At 68.4% G+C, this 15,395-nt stretch carries 11 protein-coding genes; 4 read left to right on the forward strand and 7 right to left on the reverse strand.

All coding sequences use genetic code 11. The annotated features are described in order from the left end of the window. Positions 1-176: 176 nt before the first annotated feature. Entirely contained in the window at positions 177-1,313 is a 1,137-nt protein-coding gene (locus tag HFP89_RS01480; RefSeq protein WP_168715870.1) for a hypothetical protein, read from the forward strand. A 116-nt stretch (positions 1,314-1,429) separates the two neighbouring features. Here the strand turns inward: HFP89_RS01480 and HFP89_RS01485 are convergent, their stop codons facing one another. Genes HFP89_RS01485 through HFP89_RS01510 form a run of 6 tightly spaced genes read right to left on the reverse strand, consistent with a single transcriptional unit; the run spans position 1,430 to position 8,999 of the window. Further along, entirely contained in the window at positions 1,430-2,326 is an 897-nt protein-coding gene (locus tag HFP89_RS01485) for a ribose-phosphate diphosphokinase (protein ID WP_168715871.1), read from the reverse strand. Then, a complete protein-coding gene (locus HFP89_RS01490; RefSeq protein WP_168715872.1) occupies positions 2,323-3,849 on the reverse strand; it encodes a thymidine phosphorylase family protein in 1,527 nt (508 codons plus the stop codon). Before HFP89_RS01490 ends, HFP89_RS01485 begins: the two co-directional genes overlap by 4 nt. Beyond that, positions 3,846-5,222 carry an MBL fold metallo-hydrolase gene (locus HFP89_RS01495; protein ID WP_168715873.1) on the reverse strand — a complete coding sequence of 459 codons (1,377 nt, stop codon included), beginning with the start codon at positions 5,220-5,222 and terminating at the stop codon, positions 3,846-3,848. The genes HFP89_RS01490 and HFP89_RS01495 overlap by 4 nt, the downstream gene beginning before the upstream one ends. Beyond that, positions 5,219-6,604, reverse strand: coding sequence for a choice-of-anchor B family protein (locus HFP89_RS01500; RefSeq protein WP_168715874.1), 1,386 nt, complete (start codon positions 6,602-6,604; stop codon positions 5,219-5,221). Before HFP89_RS01500 ends, HFP89_RS01495 begins: the two co-directional genes overlap by 4 nt. Then, positions 6,601-8,229 carry a M14 family zinc carboxypeptidase gene (locus tag HFP89_RS01505; RefSeq protein WP_168715875.1) on the reverse strand — a complete coding sequence of 543 codons (1,629 nt, stop codon included), beginning with the start codon at positions 8,227-8,229 and terminating at the stop codon, positions 6,601-6,603. Before HFP89_RS01505 ends, HFP89_RS01500 begins: the two co-directional genes overlap by 4 nt. Then, on the reverse strand, positions 8,226-8,999 hold the full coding sequence (locus HFP89_RS01510) for a glutamine amidotransferase (protein WP_168715876.1): 774 nt from the start codon (positions 8,997-8,999) through the stop codon (positions 8,226-8,228). The genes HFP89_RS01505 and HFP89_RS01510 overlap by 4 nt, the downstream gene beginning before the upstream one ends. A 130-nt stretch (positions 9,000-9,129) precedes the next feature. Between HFP89_RS01510 and HFP89_RS01515 the strand changes: the two genes are divergently transcribed. After that, on the forward strand, positions 9,130-10,185 hold the full coding sequence (locus tag HFP89_RS01515; protein WP_168715877.1) for an NAD(P)-dependent alcohol dehydrogenase: 1,056 nt from the start codon (positions 9,130-9,132) through the stop codon (positions 10,183-10,185). Positions 10,186-10,290: 105 nt separating this feature from the next. Here the strand turns inward: HFP89_RS01515 and HFP89_RS01520 are convergent, their stop codons facing one another. Then, a complete protein-coding gene (locus HFP89_RS01520; RefSeq protein WP_168715878.1) occupies positions 10,291-11,661 on the reverse strand; it encodes a glutamate--cysteine ligase in 1,371 nt (456 codons plus the stop codon). An 83-nt stretch (positions 11,662-11,744) separates the two neighbouring features. Between HFP89_RS01520 and HFP89_RS01525 the strand changes: the two genes are divergently transcribed. Both HFP89_RS01525 and HFP89_RS01530 read left to right on the forward strand, forming a co-directional pair. Next, positions 11,745-13,235 (forward strand): peptide ABC transporter substrate-binding protein, encoded by a 1,491-nt coding sequence (locus tag HFP89_RS01525; protein WP_168715879.1) that lies wholly within the window; start codon positions 11,745-11,747, stop codon positions 13,233-13,235. Continuing rightward, positions 13,236-15,002 carry a peptide ABC transporter substrate-binding protein gene (locus HFP89_RS01530; RefSeq protein WP_168715880.1) on the forward strand — a complete coding sequence of 589 codons (1,767 nt, stop codon included), beginning with the start codon at positions 13,236-13,238 and terminating at the stop codon, positions 15,000-15,002. The last annotated feature ends 393 nt before the right edge of the window (positions 15,003-15,395 follow it).

The following is a 15,395-nucleotide window of genomic DNA, read 5'->3' on the forward strand; positions in this document are numbered from 1 at the left end:
TCTCGATCCCGCCTTCGGAACACTCCGACCGGACCGAGTCGCCCGTGGCGCAAGTTCTTTCCGAAATCCGACTTCCTGATTGAAGGGGACAGGCGACGATGGCGGATGCCAGGAGGAACGTGCAGATGTGTGTTCGATTCTCGATTCTCGGTCTCTTGACGGGACTTTCATTCAGCATGGCCTGCTCGGCACAGACCGTTGCGACCAAGGAACTGCAGCTCAGACCGCTGGAGACGTTTCGCCCGGTGATGCTGGATACGGCAAGAAGGACGGCGTTCGATCCAGCCGTGCATGGTTTCCGGTTCGCGAATACCTTTCAGAACGATTTCATCAGCGAGCTCGACGTGCGCACGAATGGTCTGTGCGGTGGAATGGTCTACACCACGCTGGATTTCTTTCATGCTGGCCGTGCCATTCCCCGACAGGGCCATCGTCCGGCCGTGCAGACGCGGCTGCACGACTACATCTATGATCGCCAGGTCCATTCGATCGAGCGCAACGTCGACAAATGGATGGAGGTGGGATTCAACCCGCTCGGCGCACGCGACAGCGAATTCTTCAACTGGGGTCTGCAGGGGTTCGGTGGTGGACGCCTCCAGGAATTGCGAGCCGAGATCGATTCCGGAAGGCCGGTGCCTCTCGGGCTGCAGCAATATGACGGCAACGGTCCGAAGAATCATCAGGTGCTGGCCATCGGCTATGACCTGGGTCGATACAAGGGCGATCTGGGTGACTACAAGGAAGACCTGCGGATCTTCGTCTACGATCCCAATCACGTCGGTCAGACATTGACGCTGGTACCCGACACCAAGCGACAGGCCTTCCACTACCTGGAACGCACCGACCGGGTCTGGAGAACCTACTTCGTCGATCGGAACTATTCGGCACGAACGCCGCCTGCGCTTTCGGAACGGTCATCGTCCAGCGACGGGATCATCGAGGCCCTGCTGATCGAATTCCACACGGGCGGCGATGACCTTCGTGGCGGAAACGACAACGTCAACGTAACGATCTTCTTGCGGGGGTCGGCTCCGCAGACGATGGCCAATGTGAACCGGGGACGTCGCTGGATCGGGAACTACACCCAGACCGTCCGTATCCCGCTGCGACGTCGGGTCCGGATCGAAGACATCGAGAGTGTGCGGATCGACACCACGTTCGGCGGTGGGATCGGTGGAGACAACTGGAACCTGGATCAGATGCGGATCATCGCTGAAGATGGCGCGGCACAACACCAGCTCTTCGATCGAACGGGAACGCCGTTGATGCGCTTTACGGGCGAGAGGAAAACCTATCTCGCTCGGCTCCGGTGAAGATCGGTCGCGCTCGCCGCCGGAGATCGGCGGCGGGCTCGGTTCCTGGTGCTGCTTCGGCCATTCAAGAAGCGACCGCTGTGGTCTCGTTGCGGCCCGTCGCCGGGTGATCCGTCTCAGCAGGACTCCAGCAATTCCCGCACCGCCGGCGCGATGCGCTCGGCCAGGTCGATCCGGGCCTCGGGCGCATCGACGGTGTCGCTGCAGACCACGGTCTCGATCCCGGCCTCGGCCAGCGTCTCCCGGGCGCGATCGCCGAACAGGCCGTGGACGACGGCGCAGGCCGGCATCGGCAGACCGGCCTCGACCAGCACGCGCGCGGCGTCGGCCAGCGTGGCGCCGGACGACAGGATGTCGTCGACCAGCACCGGCCGGCGGTCGTCGAGGCCGGCGAGCGACGGCGCGGTGATGCGCACGTCGTGGTCGCCGAAGCGCTGCTTGGTCATCACCCGCCACGGCAGGCCGCGCGCTTCGGCCACGGCCCGCACCCACTGTTCGCTTTCTTCGTCCGGGCCGACCACCAGCGGTTGTTCGATCGACGCGGCGATCCATGCGGCCAGCGCCGGTGCCGCGGCGACCACCCGGCCGGGAATCGAATAGACCGCATCGAGGGTCGGATAGCGGTGCAGGTGCGGATCGACGGTGACCAATCCGTCGAAGGCCGCCGAAATCCGCTCGGCGAAGCTGACCGAGGTCAGCGCTTCGCCGGGGTGGAAGCGGTGGTCCTGGCGCATGTACGGCAGGTACGGCGCGACCAGCAGCACGGATCGTGCGCCAAGATCGCGGACCAGGTCGGCGGCGAACAGCAGGCGCGGAATCTTCGGGTCCGGCCGGTCCAGCGTGGCCACCAGCACCACGTCCCGGTCGGTCAGCTCGGCGTCGATGCGAAGGTAGCTTTCGCCGTCGGGGAAACGGCGGTAGTGCAGCGCGATCCGGTCGCCGTTCACGGCGGCGGCCAGTCGGTCGGCGCGCGCGTCGTTGCCCGGCAGCGCGATCAAGACGGGGCGGGTCATCGGTCGGCCTCGGTCTGGATGATGTCGCCGTTGTTGCCGGCGAACTCGCGGGCATAGCCCAGCTCCCCGGCAGTTTCGGCGTGGATGGTGTAGAGGGGGTCGCCGGCCCGGACCTCATCGCCGAGATGCACGTGCAGCTCCAGGCCGGCGGCCGGCGCGCCCGGCGCGCCGGCCAGCTTGGCCACCCGCGACAGCCGCCGGTTGTCGAAATGCGTCACGCAGCCGGAGTGCGCGGCGGTGACGACCTCGGTGCGGCTGGCCTTCGGCGGTTCGCGCAGGCCGCCCTGGGCCTCGCAGATGGCCTGGAATTTCTGCCACGCCGCGCCCGATTCCAGCGTCCTGGCGGCCTGCCGTACGCCGTCGCCCGGCTCGGCCTTGCCGCCGAACTCCAGCAGCACGCCGGCCAGGCTCAGCGCCCGGTCGGCCAGGTCGCGGGGGGCGTCCGGATCGCCCTGGAACACGGCCAGCAGGTCGCGCGCTTCCAGTGCCGGACCGATGCCGCGGCCGACCGGCTGGCGGCCGTCGGAGATCACGATCTCGGCGGTCAGGTCGAAGCGCGCCGCGGTGCTGCGCAGGCGCTCCCCGAGCCGTTCGGCGTCTTCGCGACTGCGCAGCTTGGCGGTGGCGCCGACCGGCAGGTCCAGCACCAGGTGGGTCGAGCCGGCGGCGACCTTCTTCGACAGTACCGAGGCGACCAGCTGGGCTTCGGCATCCAGGTCCATGACCCGCGCGACCCGGATCAGCAGGTCGTCGACCGGACTCAGGCCGACCGAGCCGCCCCAGACCACGCAGCCGCCTTCCCGCTCGACCACGCGCTGCATGTGGCCGAGCGTCAGGCTGACCGGCGCCAGGGTTTCCATGGTGTCGGCGGTGCCGGCCGGCGAGGTGATCGCGCGCGACGAGGTCTTCGGAATGACCAGGCCGTTGGCCGCGACGATGGCCACGATCAACGGCGTGGTGCGGTTGCCCGGCAGGCCGCCGACGCAGTGCTTGTCCAGCCGCATCGGGACATCCCAGTCCAGCCGTTCGCCGACCCCGACCATCGCATCGGTCAGGCCGAACAGTTCGTCGTCGTCGAGCGCGCGCGCGGCGATCGCGGTCAGCAGCATGGCCAGCTGGATGTCGTCGTAGCGGCCGTGGACGACATCGCGCATGATCGCGCCGAACTCGCAGGCCCGCAGCGCGCGGCCGTAGACCTTGCCGCGCACGCTGGAAATCGACTCCAGCGGCTTCGGGTGGCTGACGTGGATCTGCTGTCCGTCGCGCACCTGCAGCGCCCTCCAGGCCGCGGTCGACAGGCCGATCTCGTCCGGCGCGAGCAACTCCGAGCCGGTCTGGAACAGGGTCGCGATGACGGTGTCGTGCAGGCTCTCGAGACGCACCCGCGCATGCGCATCGAAGCCCTCGGAGCGACACACCGGCGAGTCCTTGCGCAGCAGCGCGATCGGCTTGTCCAGCGTATCGAGATCCAGGCAGCGAACCCGGAGGTTGTTGCTGCGCTGGTGCAGTTCCGGTGTACTCATCGGGGCGTCAGATCGACCGTTTGGCCGTGTTCGGGCACCGCGGCCGACCAGCCCAGCCGCTCCTCGATGGCCAGCCGGAACGCATCGGCGGCCTCGGCCTCGCCATGCACCACCCAGACCTGGCCCGGCGGCCGCGGTGCCTGCTCCAGCCAGGACAGCAACTCGTTGCGGTCGGCGTGGGCCGACAGCATGTCGAGGTTGTGGACCTCGGCCTTGACGTCCCAGTACCGGCCGTGGATCTTGACCGACTCGGCGCCGGCGATCATCTTCGCCCCGCGCGTGCCGCCGGCCTGGTAGCCGGCGAACAGGATGGTGTTCTGCGGCTGCGGTGCGTAGACCTTCAGGTGGTGCAGCACCCGCCCGCCGGTCGCCATACCGGAGCCGGCGATGATGATCTTCGGCATCGGATCGGCGTCCAGCGCCTTCGATTCCTCGACCTCGCGCACGTAGCGCGGCAGACCGCAGACCGCTCGAGCCTGTTCCGGCGACAGCCGGTGGTCGTCGGGGTGATCGAGGAACACCTCGGTGGCGTTGATCGCCAGCGGGCTGTCCAGGAACACCGGCACGTTCGGAATCCGGCCTTCGCCCATCAGCTTGTGGAGGTAGTACAGCAGCAGCTGGGTCCGTCCCACCGCGAAGGCCGGCACGATCACCGAGCCACCGCGCCCGACCGTGTCGCTGACGATCCTGGCCAGGCGGTCCTCGGCCGAGCCGTTGGTGCGGTCGCGGTCGCCGTAGGTCGACTCGATCATCAAGACGTCGCATTCCGGGGGCGGCTCGGGCGGCGGGATGGTCGGGTTGGTCCCGTGGCCGAGGTCGCCGCTGAACAGGACGCGAAGCCCGCCGACCTCGAACAGCACGCTGGCCGCCCCGAGGATGTGCCCGGCTCGGCTGAATCGGGCGGTCAGGCCCGGCGCCGCTTCGAAGACCCGGCCGAACGGCTGGTCGCGGAACCGGTACAGGCAGTGCTCGGCATCGGCCCGGGTGTACAGCGGTCGGGCCGGGCGGTGCTTGGAGAAGCCGTGCCGGTTGGCGAACGCGGCGTCCTTTTCGTGGAGGAAGCCGGAATCCGGCAACAGGTGCTGGCACAGCGCGCGGGTCGAGGCGGTGGCGAACACATCGCCTTCGAACCCGTCGCGCACCAGCACCGGCAGGTAGCCGGAATGATCGATGTGCGCGTGGGTCAGGACCGTCGCGTCGATCGTCCCGGGCGCGATCGGCAGCGCCTTCCAGTTGCGGTCGCGCAGCTGCTTGTAGCCCTGGAACAGCCCGCAGTCGACCAGCACCCGGTGGCCGGCGTGCTCGAGCAGGAACTTCGAGCCGGTGACCGTGCCGGCCGCGCCGAGGAAGCGAAGCGTCGGCCCGGCACTCACCGGCCGGCGGCCTCGAAGCCGTCGCCGAACACCCCGCGGAACAACGCCACGAGCTCCGGCTCGGTGACCCTGAGCACGAACAGGCCGCGATTGATGTCCGAGACCAGCAGGGTGCCGTTGTCGAAGAACGGATAGACGTTCCAGGCCCCCTGGAAATTGTTGCCGTCGCCTTCCGGGTAGGTGTCGAAATACGCGACTTCGGTCAGCGTGGCGCTGGCCGGGTCGTCGATCCGCAGGATGCGCAGGCCGCGGCGGTAGTTCGACTGGAAGGTGTAGTTGCCGATCACGTACTGGTTGTGGTCGATGGCCGGGCCGTCGGCGATGTAGCTGGCCGGCTCGGGCGCCGAATCGAGCTGCGCCAGGTCGAACACCAGCGTCCGGGTGCCGGGCAGGTTGAACTGGAATTCGTCGACCTCGTCATCGGTGACGAACCAGCGCTGGCCGGGCATCAGCCAGCCCTGGTGGGTGTAGGCGGTCTGGTTGTACGTGTGACGGCCGATCTGCACCGGCTTGGCCTTGTCGGTCACGTCGACGACGGTGACCGAGTCCTCGTTGCTGGCAAAGCAGATCTCGCGGCCGGTGTAGCGGGTGTCGGGCCCGGCGTAGACCACGCACTGGACGTCGTGGGTGTAGCCGTCGGCCGAGAAGCAGCCGGCGAAGCTCGGGTTGCGCGGGTCGCGGATGTCGATCATGTGCAGGCCGCCGCCGCAGGTGTTGCCGCCGGTGGTGTAGGCGAAGCCGGTGTCGGTGTTGATCGCGATGTTGTGCGCCTCGTGATGGGTGGCGGTGGCGCCGCTGGGAAACTCGAACGTCAGGTAGTGCGCGTCCATCGAGAAGGTCTGCGGCGGATTGCTGACCTTGCGCAGGCGGGTCAGGTCGAACACCTGCACGCCGTGGTTGTTGACGTCGTCGGCGACGATGAAGGCGTGGTCGGCGTAGGTCTTGATGTCGGTCCACACGCTGCTCGTCACACCGGGCGGCCGCGGCAGGTTGCCGAGGTAGATCGGGTTGGCCGGGTCGGTGATGTCGACGAAGGCAACACCGTTGGAGCGACCCATCAACGCATAGCGCTGTCCGGTTTCCGTGTCCGTCCAGCCCCAGGAATCCGAGCCCGAGCCGCCGCCGATCTCGGGCAGCTCCAGCCAGCCGGCCAGCTCGATGCCGTCGCAGGGAAAGATGTCGGACAGTCCGTCGACGCAGCCGGCCGGACCCTTGTAGGGGTACTCGATCGGCTCCAGGCCGTGCATGCTGTGGGCCAGGTTCTCGAACTCGATGTCCGGATGCAGCACGCCGAGCACCGCGGCCCGGTCGCTGGTGAAACAGGCCCAGGCCACGGCGGGCGCGAGTGCGGCAAGAAGCAGGAACTGGAGCGGTCGTTTCATGATTCGAATCCGTCGGCGAACAGCGGCACGGGCACGCGAACCATCCGGGGCAGGCCTTCCTGGCCCGCCGAGTCGATGGCGGTCACGAACAGCCGCCCGTTGGCGGGCAGTGTAGCGCCGGTCGGCAGGGTCACGTCGAACGGCGTGACCGGGGCCGGGGCCGCGATCGGGAAGCTCCAGGTCGGCGCGCCGGTGTCGGCCGGCGCGCCGGCGGCCACGCGCAGCTCGACGATGTCACCGATCGGGTCGCTGACCGGGGGTTCGGTCACGCCGCCGCGGAAATACAGCGTGTCGTCGGCGGTGCCGGTCAACCGCACGTCGTCGTCGGTCGTTGCGGCGAGCGCGGTGATCGAGGGTCCGGCCGGTTCGAGGTACGGCCGGCGAGCGGCCTTGGCGGCCAGCAGCAGCGCGTCGCGGTTGTCGGGCCAGATGGTCGATTCGAAGCTCGAGCAGGATTGCTGGAAGGTCGTGCCGACCTCGTAGGTATAGGCCGCAACGCCGAACTCGTGGTAGGCGTAATCGACCGTCGTGCCGCCGGCCGGCCCCAGCAGTTGCCAGCGGCCGACGTCATAGCCGGTCGGTGCTGCCATGCGCCGGCCGAGGATCGCAAGCCCGTCGTGGTTGGGCGCATTGTTCTCGTTGCCGGCGTCCAGACCTTCCCAGGGAAACAGCACCAGTTCACCGAACGAATGGATCGAAATGAACAGGCCTTCGCTATCGAGCGGCGCCGGCGTGGTCAGGTCGCCCGGTCGCTGGTCGGCGAACACCGTGGCCAGGTAGTCCTGGATCGCCTGCGTTTCGGGCTCGGAGGCCACCACCGGGCCGCGGTAGGCGTCCGAACAGGCCGAACCCGACGAGAAATCACCCCAGAAGATCGTGCTGTTGCGGTTCAGGTCGATGCCCGGATTGGTGCTCGGGCAGGCGGTCTCGTTGTGGTTCTTGCGCCAGAAGCTTTCACCGGCCTCGACCTGGCGCCGGCCGTCGGGATTCTGCTGCGCGATCACGTGCACCTGCCGGTGGTCCAGCAGCCAGTCGATATCGGGGTCGTCGGCCGGGTTGGCGACCAGCAGCTCGGCGAAGCGCGTCGCGAGCTCGGCGGTGGCCAGTTCGCGGGCGTGCTGCGCGGCCATGACCACCAGCGGCGCGCGCGGATGCGGCGAGCTGGGGTTCTCGATGACCAGCGCCCGGATCGTGTCGCCGGCCGCCGAACCGTTGTCGGCCTGCCAGGTGTCGCCGACCTCGACCCAGCGGGCCCGGTCCGGGTACTGGACGGCCAGCGCTTCGAGGTCGGCGTGGGTCTGGGTAACGGTCCGGTAGCAGGAAAAGCCCGGGATGCTGCCGCCGGCACCGCGCCGGAAGCCGGAGCGATCGATCGCGTTCCAGGCCGCGAGCTCGGCGTTGCGTTCGCGGTCGGTCTCGATCCGCAGTCCGGCCGCTTCCAGCCGGACCCGGTCCGCGGGCGCCAGCCGGAACACCGCTGCATCGGCCGCGCGGTCGATGCCCCAGAAGTCGTACTCGGCCCGCAGCGCGCCCAGCTGGGCCGGGCTCAGCTCGTGGATGCGAACGACCTCCGCGCCCAGCGGGGCGCCGAGCAGCAGCAGCGCCAGCGCGGCGGCGCGGATCACGCGGCCGCCGGTCGCTGCGCCCGCTCGACCAGCGCGCCGAACCGGGCCAGCACGGCCGGCCCGACAGTGTCGTCGGCGACCCCGCGAACCAGTGCCACCGGGTCCTGGCCCTCGGCGGTGAGCGCCTCTGCGCGGGCCTGGAGGTAGGCGCGCATCACCGCGCGGCCGAACTCGGGGTGGAACTGCACGCCCCAGCTGTGCCGACCGAAGTGCAGCGCGTGGTACGGGTCGTGGTCGGCCTCGGCAACCACGCGCGCGCCCGGCGGCGGCTCCAGCACGGCCTCGGTGTGGCTGACGTGGAAGAATTCCGTCGGCGCGAACCGGCCCATCAGCGGGTCGTCGGCCTCGATCGAATGGATCTCGACGCGGCCCATCCGCCGACCCCTGGGGTTCGGTCCGACTGCCCCGCCGAGCGCATGCGCGAGCAGCTGGTGGCCATAGCAGACGCCGAGCATCGGCAGCCCCGCGCGCTGTGCGCCGGCCAGCCACTCGGCGGTGCGCTCCGACCAGTCGGCGCGGTGGCTGACCATGGCCGGCGAGCCGGTGATCAGGACGCCGGCCAGGCCCTGCGGCGAGGGCAGCGGTTCGTCCCGGTCGACCCGCACCGTGCGGTAGCTGAAGCGCTGGCGACCGAGACCGGCGATGAACCAGTCCTCGAAGTCGCCGCCCAGCGCGCGTGCTTCGGGCACGGCCTGCCCGGTCTTGATGATCAAAAACGGCTTTGGATCGTCGTTCGGGGTGCTGTCGTTCGAAGGGTTGGGGCTTGCCACCGATCGTGGTCTCCATCTCCAGGCTTCAAGCCGCCCATCACAGCACATTTCCGCGGCGATTGCACCCCTTGTTGTCGGCCGTCGGCGCGCCGTGCGATGATGGAGCCTGTTGCCAATCCCGAGAATGCACATGTCCACGCTCCAGGCCTATGGGGCCGAATCCGCAGATTCGGGCGTCCATCCCCTGACGATCGAGCGCCGCGAGCCGAGGCCCGACGACGTCTCTATCGAGATCGATTACTGCGGGGTCTGCCATTCCGACCTGCACTTCGTGCTCAACGACTGGGGCATGACCGAGTACCCGATCGTGCCGGGGCACGAAATCGTAGGAACCGTGACCGCGGTCGGCGATGACGTGGCCGGATTCAAGGTCGGCGAACGGGTCGGCGTGGGCTGCCTGGTGGATTCCTGCCGCGAGTGCGCGTCCTGCGAAGAGGGCCTGGAACAGTACTGTCTGAACGGCTTTGTCGGCACGTACGGGGGAGAGGACCGGCATGACGGAACGAAGACCCACGGCGGGTACTCCGAGCGCATCGTGGTCTCCGAGCGCTTCGTCCTGAAGATGCCCGAGTCGCTGGATCCGGCCGCCGCTGCGCCATTGCTGTGTGCCGGCATCACGACGTACTCGCCGCTGAAGCACTTCGGGCTCCAGGCCGGGGACCGGATCGCGGTGGTCGGGATGGGCGGGCTGGGCCACATGGGCATCAAGTTCGCGAAGGCCATGGGTGCTGAAGTCACGGTGTTCTCGCGTTCGGAAAACAAGCGCTCGGAAATCGAGCGGCTGGGCGCCCACGACATGATCATCTCGACCGACGAAGAGCAGATGGAAGCCGCGGCAGGCCGCTTCGACTTCATCCTCGATACGGTACCCGTGCCGCACGACCTGAACCCCTACGTCAATGCGCTGAAGCCGAGCGGCACGCTGATCCTGGTCGGACTGCTCGAGCCGATCGAGCCCGCGCTGCAGGCCGGCCCGATCGTGTTCGCACGCCGCAGCATCTCGGGTTCGTTGATCGGCGGCCTGCCGGAAACCCAGGAAATGCTCGACTTCTGCGCCGAGCACGACATCGTCAGCGATATCGAGATGCTCGATATCAGGAACATCAACGAAGCCTACAAGCGCATGCAGAACAGCGACGTGCGCTATCGTTTCGTGATCGACATGGAATCGTTGAAGGGCGCCTGATCGAAACGCCATCCGGCGCGTCCTCGTTCTCGGCGTTCCGATCGCGAGTCAGGGCGAGCAGCCTGTCGTTTTCCGATGAGCAACGGGCCGGGGGAGACCGACCCTTCAATAATAAGCGCGCGTCCGGAACAGCGGCTCCAGCGAGCCGCTCCATTCACCGTCGTACAGCTCGAGCAACTTGTCGGCCGGCGTCCTGCCGGATTCCACCGTGGCGTGCAGCGGCTCGAGGAAGCCGGTTTCGTCGTCGCCGGCGGCATTCAGCCGCTTGCGGCGGCCAAGCCCCTGCTGGGCCAGTTCGAGCAGGTCGCCGGCAATCTCGCGCACCGTACGGCCGCCGATCTCGGCGCGCAGGCCGTCGCGGCTGACGTCCTCACGCAGCGTCGCGAGCGCCTCGGTCGACCAGTCGGCGATCAGCTGCTGGCAGGCATCGAGGCTGCCGGCGTCGTAGAGCAGGCCGACCCAGAACGCCGGCAGTGCGCACAGCCGCTTCCATGGACCACCGTCGGCACCGCGCATTTCGAGGAACTTCTTCAGCCGGACTTCCGGAAACGCGGTGGTCAGGTGGTCGTCCCAGTCGGCCAACGTGGGCCGTTCGCCGGGCAGCGCCGGCAGCTTGCCGTCGATGAAGTCGCGGAACGACTGACCCGAGGCGTCGATGTACCGGCCGCCGCGTCGCACGAAGTACATCGGTACGTCCAGCATCCAGTCGACATAGCGCTCGAACCCGAAGTCCTGCTCGAACACGAACGGCAGCTGCCCGGTGCGCTGCGGGTCGGTGTCGGTCCAGATGTGGGAACGGTAGCTGACATACCCGCTGGGTTTTCCTTCCAGGAACGGCGAGTTGGCGAACAGCGCGGTGGCGATCGGCTGCAGCGCCAGGCCGGCGCGGAACTTCGCCGCCATGTCGGCCTCGCTGGAAAAGTCCAGGTTGACCTGCACGGTGCAGGTGCGGGTCATCATGTCCAGCCCCAGCGACCCGACCCGCGGCATGTGCGCGCGCATGATCCGGTAGCGCGCCTTCGGCATCCACGGGATGTCTTCGCGCTTGGCGGTGGGATGGAAGCCCAGGCCGAGGAAGCCCAGGCCCATCGGCTCGGCGACCGCGCGCACTTCGGCCAGGTGCGAGTTGACCTCGTTGCAGGTCTGGTGCAGGTGGTCGAGCAGGTCGCCCGAAAGTTCGAACTGCCCGCCCGGCTCCAGCGTGATCGAGCAGCCGTCGCGCTTCAGCGCGATGACGTTGTCGCCTTCGTACTCCGGCGTCCAGGCATAGCGCTCGGCCAGTCCGCGGAGCAGCGCGCCGATCCCGTGTTCGCCCTCGTAGGGCACCGGCGACCGGTCGTCGAGCCGGAACGCGAACTTCTCGTGCTCGGTTCCGATCTTCCAGTCCTCGACCGGCCGACAACCGGAGGCGAGGTGCTCGACCAGCGTGCGGGGGTCGCCGATCGGTTCGTGCGCAGTGGTGGGGGAATCGGTCATGCGGGACACCGGGCCTGCGGTTCGGATCGGCAATTATCGCCGATGCGAGTGCAGCGTAGGACTGCGCCCCCTACACTACCGTCATGCCCGTTGTTCGACGCCTGTTACTGACGCTTGCGCTGGTCCTGCTGCCGGTCGCCGGTCTGCCGGCCGACGGACCGGTCATCCACCGCGGCCTCGGGCCGTCGCCGGACACGCTCGATATCCACCGCGCCCAGGGCCTGTCGGCGTTCAATCTGCTGCGCGACCTGCACGAGGGCCTGCTGACCCGCGATCCGCACGGCCGGCCGGTTCCCGGCATGGCCTCGGCCTGGTCGGTCAGCGAGGACGGCCGGACCTGGCGCTTCGAGCTCGACCCGGCGGCCCGCTGGTCCGATGGCGCCCCGATCGTCGCGGCCGATTTCGTCCGCGGCGTCGCGCGCGCGCGCGAGCCCGGGACCGCGTCACCGACGGTCGGCTGGCTGGCGCCGATCGAACGGGTCGAGGCGCCGGACCCGGCCACCGTGGTGTTCGAACTCGCCCACCCGGTACCCTGGTTCGAGGAGCTGCTGACCCTGCCGGTCGCCTTTCCCTACCCGCCGGCCGGCCGCGCGGTGTCCAGCGGCGCGTTCCGGTTGGTCGAACAGGTGCCCGGTTCGGTATTCCGGCTCGAGCGCAACCCCTACTTCCGCGCGGTCGACTCGGTCGCGCCGGCGGCCGTCACCTGGCACGTCACCGAGGAACCGTCGGCCGAACTGGCCCGGTTCCGGGCCGGCGAGCTGCACGCCACCGAAACCGTGCCGCCCGGCCGGATCGACTGGCTGCGCGAGCAGTTGGGCGAGGCGCTGCGGATCAGCCCCTACCTCGGCAGCTTCTACCTGGTCTACAACCTGCGCCAGCCGAAGTTCGCCGCCCCCGAGCTGCGCCAGGCGCTGTCGCTGGCCATCGATCGTTCGCTGCTGACCGAACGCGTGCTCGGCGCCGGTGAGCTGCCGGCCACCCGGCTGGTGCCGCCGGGGCTGGACGGCTGGCCGGACGAGACCCGCGACCGCGATTACCGGTCCGACGTCGAACGCGCCCGGGCCCTGCTGCGCCGGGCCGGCCACCCCGGCGGCCGCGGGCTGGACGTCGAGCTGCGCTTCAATTCCTCGCTGGCGCACCGCCGGATGGCCGTCGCGGTGGCCGCGATGTGGAAGCAGCAGCTCGGCGTGCGCACCCGGCTGGTCAACGAGGAATGGAAGGTGTTCGTCACCAACCGCCGGCACGGGCGGATCACCGAAATCGTCCGCGGCGGCTGGATCGCCGACTGGGCCGACCCGGCCAACTTCCTCGACAACTTCCACTCTGCCTCGCCGCTGAACTACGCCTTCCTGAGCGACGCCGAGCTCGATCGGCTGCTCGACGCCGCCCGCGCGCTGCGCGGCCCGGCCCGGCTCGAGACCCTGCTTGCGGCCGAAGACCGGCTGCTCGACCGGCACGCGATCATCCCGCTCTACTACTATGTCTCCAGACATCTCGTCGATCCCCGCCTGAGCGGGTGGGAAGACAACGTGATGGACATCCACCTGTCCCGCTGGCTGGACCTGGAGGACTGAGTGCGCCACGGCCGACTGCTCGCCGCAATCCTTGCGCCCATCGTCGCGCTGCCGCTTGTGGCCGGCTGCGGTGCGCCGGAGGACGCAGCGACACCGAAGCCGTTCGATCTTCCCGAACCGATCGAGCCCTGGCACGGCCAGGACGGCCGGCCGCTGCCCGAAGCGCTGGCCGAGCGACAGGTGCTGCAGCGCGGCAACGGCGAAGAGCCGCAGACGCTCGATCCTCACCGCGCCGAAGGCGTGCCCACCGCCAACCTGCTGCGCGACCTGTTCGAGGGCCTGGCCACTACCGCGGCCGACGGCCGGATCGTGCCGGGCGCGGCCGGGCGCTGGGACGTGTCGCGCGACGGCATGACCTACACCTTCTACCTGCGCGACGACGGCCGCTGGTCGAACGGCGACCCGCTGACCGCCGCCGACTTCGTGTTCAGCTTCCGCCGCTCGGTCGATCCCGCGACGGCCGCTTCCTATGGCCGGATGCTGGCCCCGATCCAGAACGCGCGATCGATCCTGGCCGGCGAGTTGCCGGTCGAAGCGCTCGGCGTCGAGGCGCTGAACGATCGCACCGTGCAGATCCGGCTCGACGATCCGACCCCGTATTTCCTCGGCCTGCTCACCCATGCCTCGACCTATCCCGTCCACCGGCCGTCGCTCGAAGCGCACGGCGACGATTTCGTCCGCGCCGGCAACCTGGTGTCCAACGGCGCCTACCGGCTGGTCGATTGGGTGCCGCGATCGCGCATCGTGCTCGAGCGCAATCCCGACTATCACGGCGCCGACGAGGTGATCATCGAGCGCGTTACCTTCTACCCGATCGAGGATGAGAACACCGAGTTCCAGCGCTTCCGTGCCGGCGACCTGGACTGGACCGACCAGGTGCCGGCCAACCAGTTCCGCTGGCTGAACCAGAACCTCGCCCCGGCGCTGTCGGTCTCGCCGTGGTTCGGGACGTATTTCTTCGGCTTCAACCTGACCCGGCCGCCGTTCGAGGACAACCTGCCGCTGCGGCGTGCGCTGAACCTGGCCGTCGACCGCACCATCCTGACCGAGAAGGTCACTCAGTTCGGCGAGATTCCGACCTTCCACCTGGTGCCCGACGGTCTACCCGATTACGACCCGCCGGTGCCGGACGCCGCCGAGTGGACCCAGGACGAACGCGAGGAACGGGCCCGGGCGCTGTACGACGAGGCCGGCTTCGACGACGACAATCCGCTGGAGGTCGAGCTTCGCTACAACAGCTCGGAAAACCACCGCAAGATCGCCGTGGCGATCGCGGCGATGTGGAAGCAGGTGCTCGGTGTGCGCACCCGGCTGGTCAACGAGGAGTTCCGGGTGTTCCTGCAGAACCGCCAGATGCGCCGCCGCACCGAGGTCTTCCGCGCCGGCTGGATCGGCGACTACCAGGACGCGTTCACTTTCCTCGAACTGTTCCACTCCGAGCATCGCCGCAACGATGTCGGCTACGCCAACCCGCGCTACGACCGACTGCTCGAACAGATCGCCGAAGAACGCATCCCGGCCCGGCGCCGCAACCTCATGGTCGAAGCCGAGCGGATGCTGCTGGCCGATCAGGTCGTCCTGCCGGTCTACACCTACGTCACCAAGCGCCTGGTCAACCCGCTGCTGAAGGGCTGGGAAGAAAACGTCATGGACTTCCACCCCACCCAGCACATGTACCTCCTCCGGGCGGCTTCAGAGACTCTCGATGAGGGTGCCTCTGCCGACGATGCGCAGTCGAGGGAGAGCGCCGAGCCGGAGGTACACTAGTGTGCCCGGCCACTCATTGTGTGACGTATAGAGTGCGCCTGAATCGACAGTGCAAGGCGCGGCCCGCAGTGAATGGCCAGCCCTTTACAAGGGATGCAACGCCGCAATGTCGGTTCAGGCGCGCTCCCGAAGGGCGAGCCGGAGAGCATTCATCTGCGGCGTTCTGTCTCCTGGAAAGGACGCTGCCATTCTTTGCGAGACAGGCCTTGCAGCTAAACGCTCTCCGACTCGCTATACGTTACACAACGAGTGGCGGGGTACACTGGATGACCAGCGCGAAGCGGAGAAGGGGCCAAGAGCGCAAAGAAGATCACGCAGAAATGAACGTCGCTCCGATTTTCTACGCTCCGCCGAGACAGAGTACCGACGACGATCGGATGTCTTGTCCGCAAG

Origin of the sequence: Wenzhouxiangella sp. XN79A, assembly GCF_012272825.1 — a bacterium.
In the GTDB taxonomy this organism is placed as follows: Bacteria; Pseudomonadota; Gammaproteobacteria; order Xanthomonadales; family Wenzhouxiangellaceae.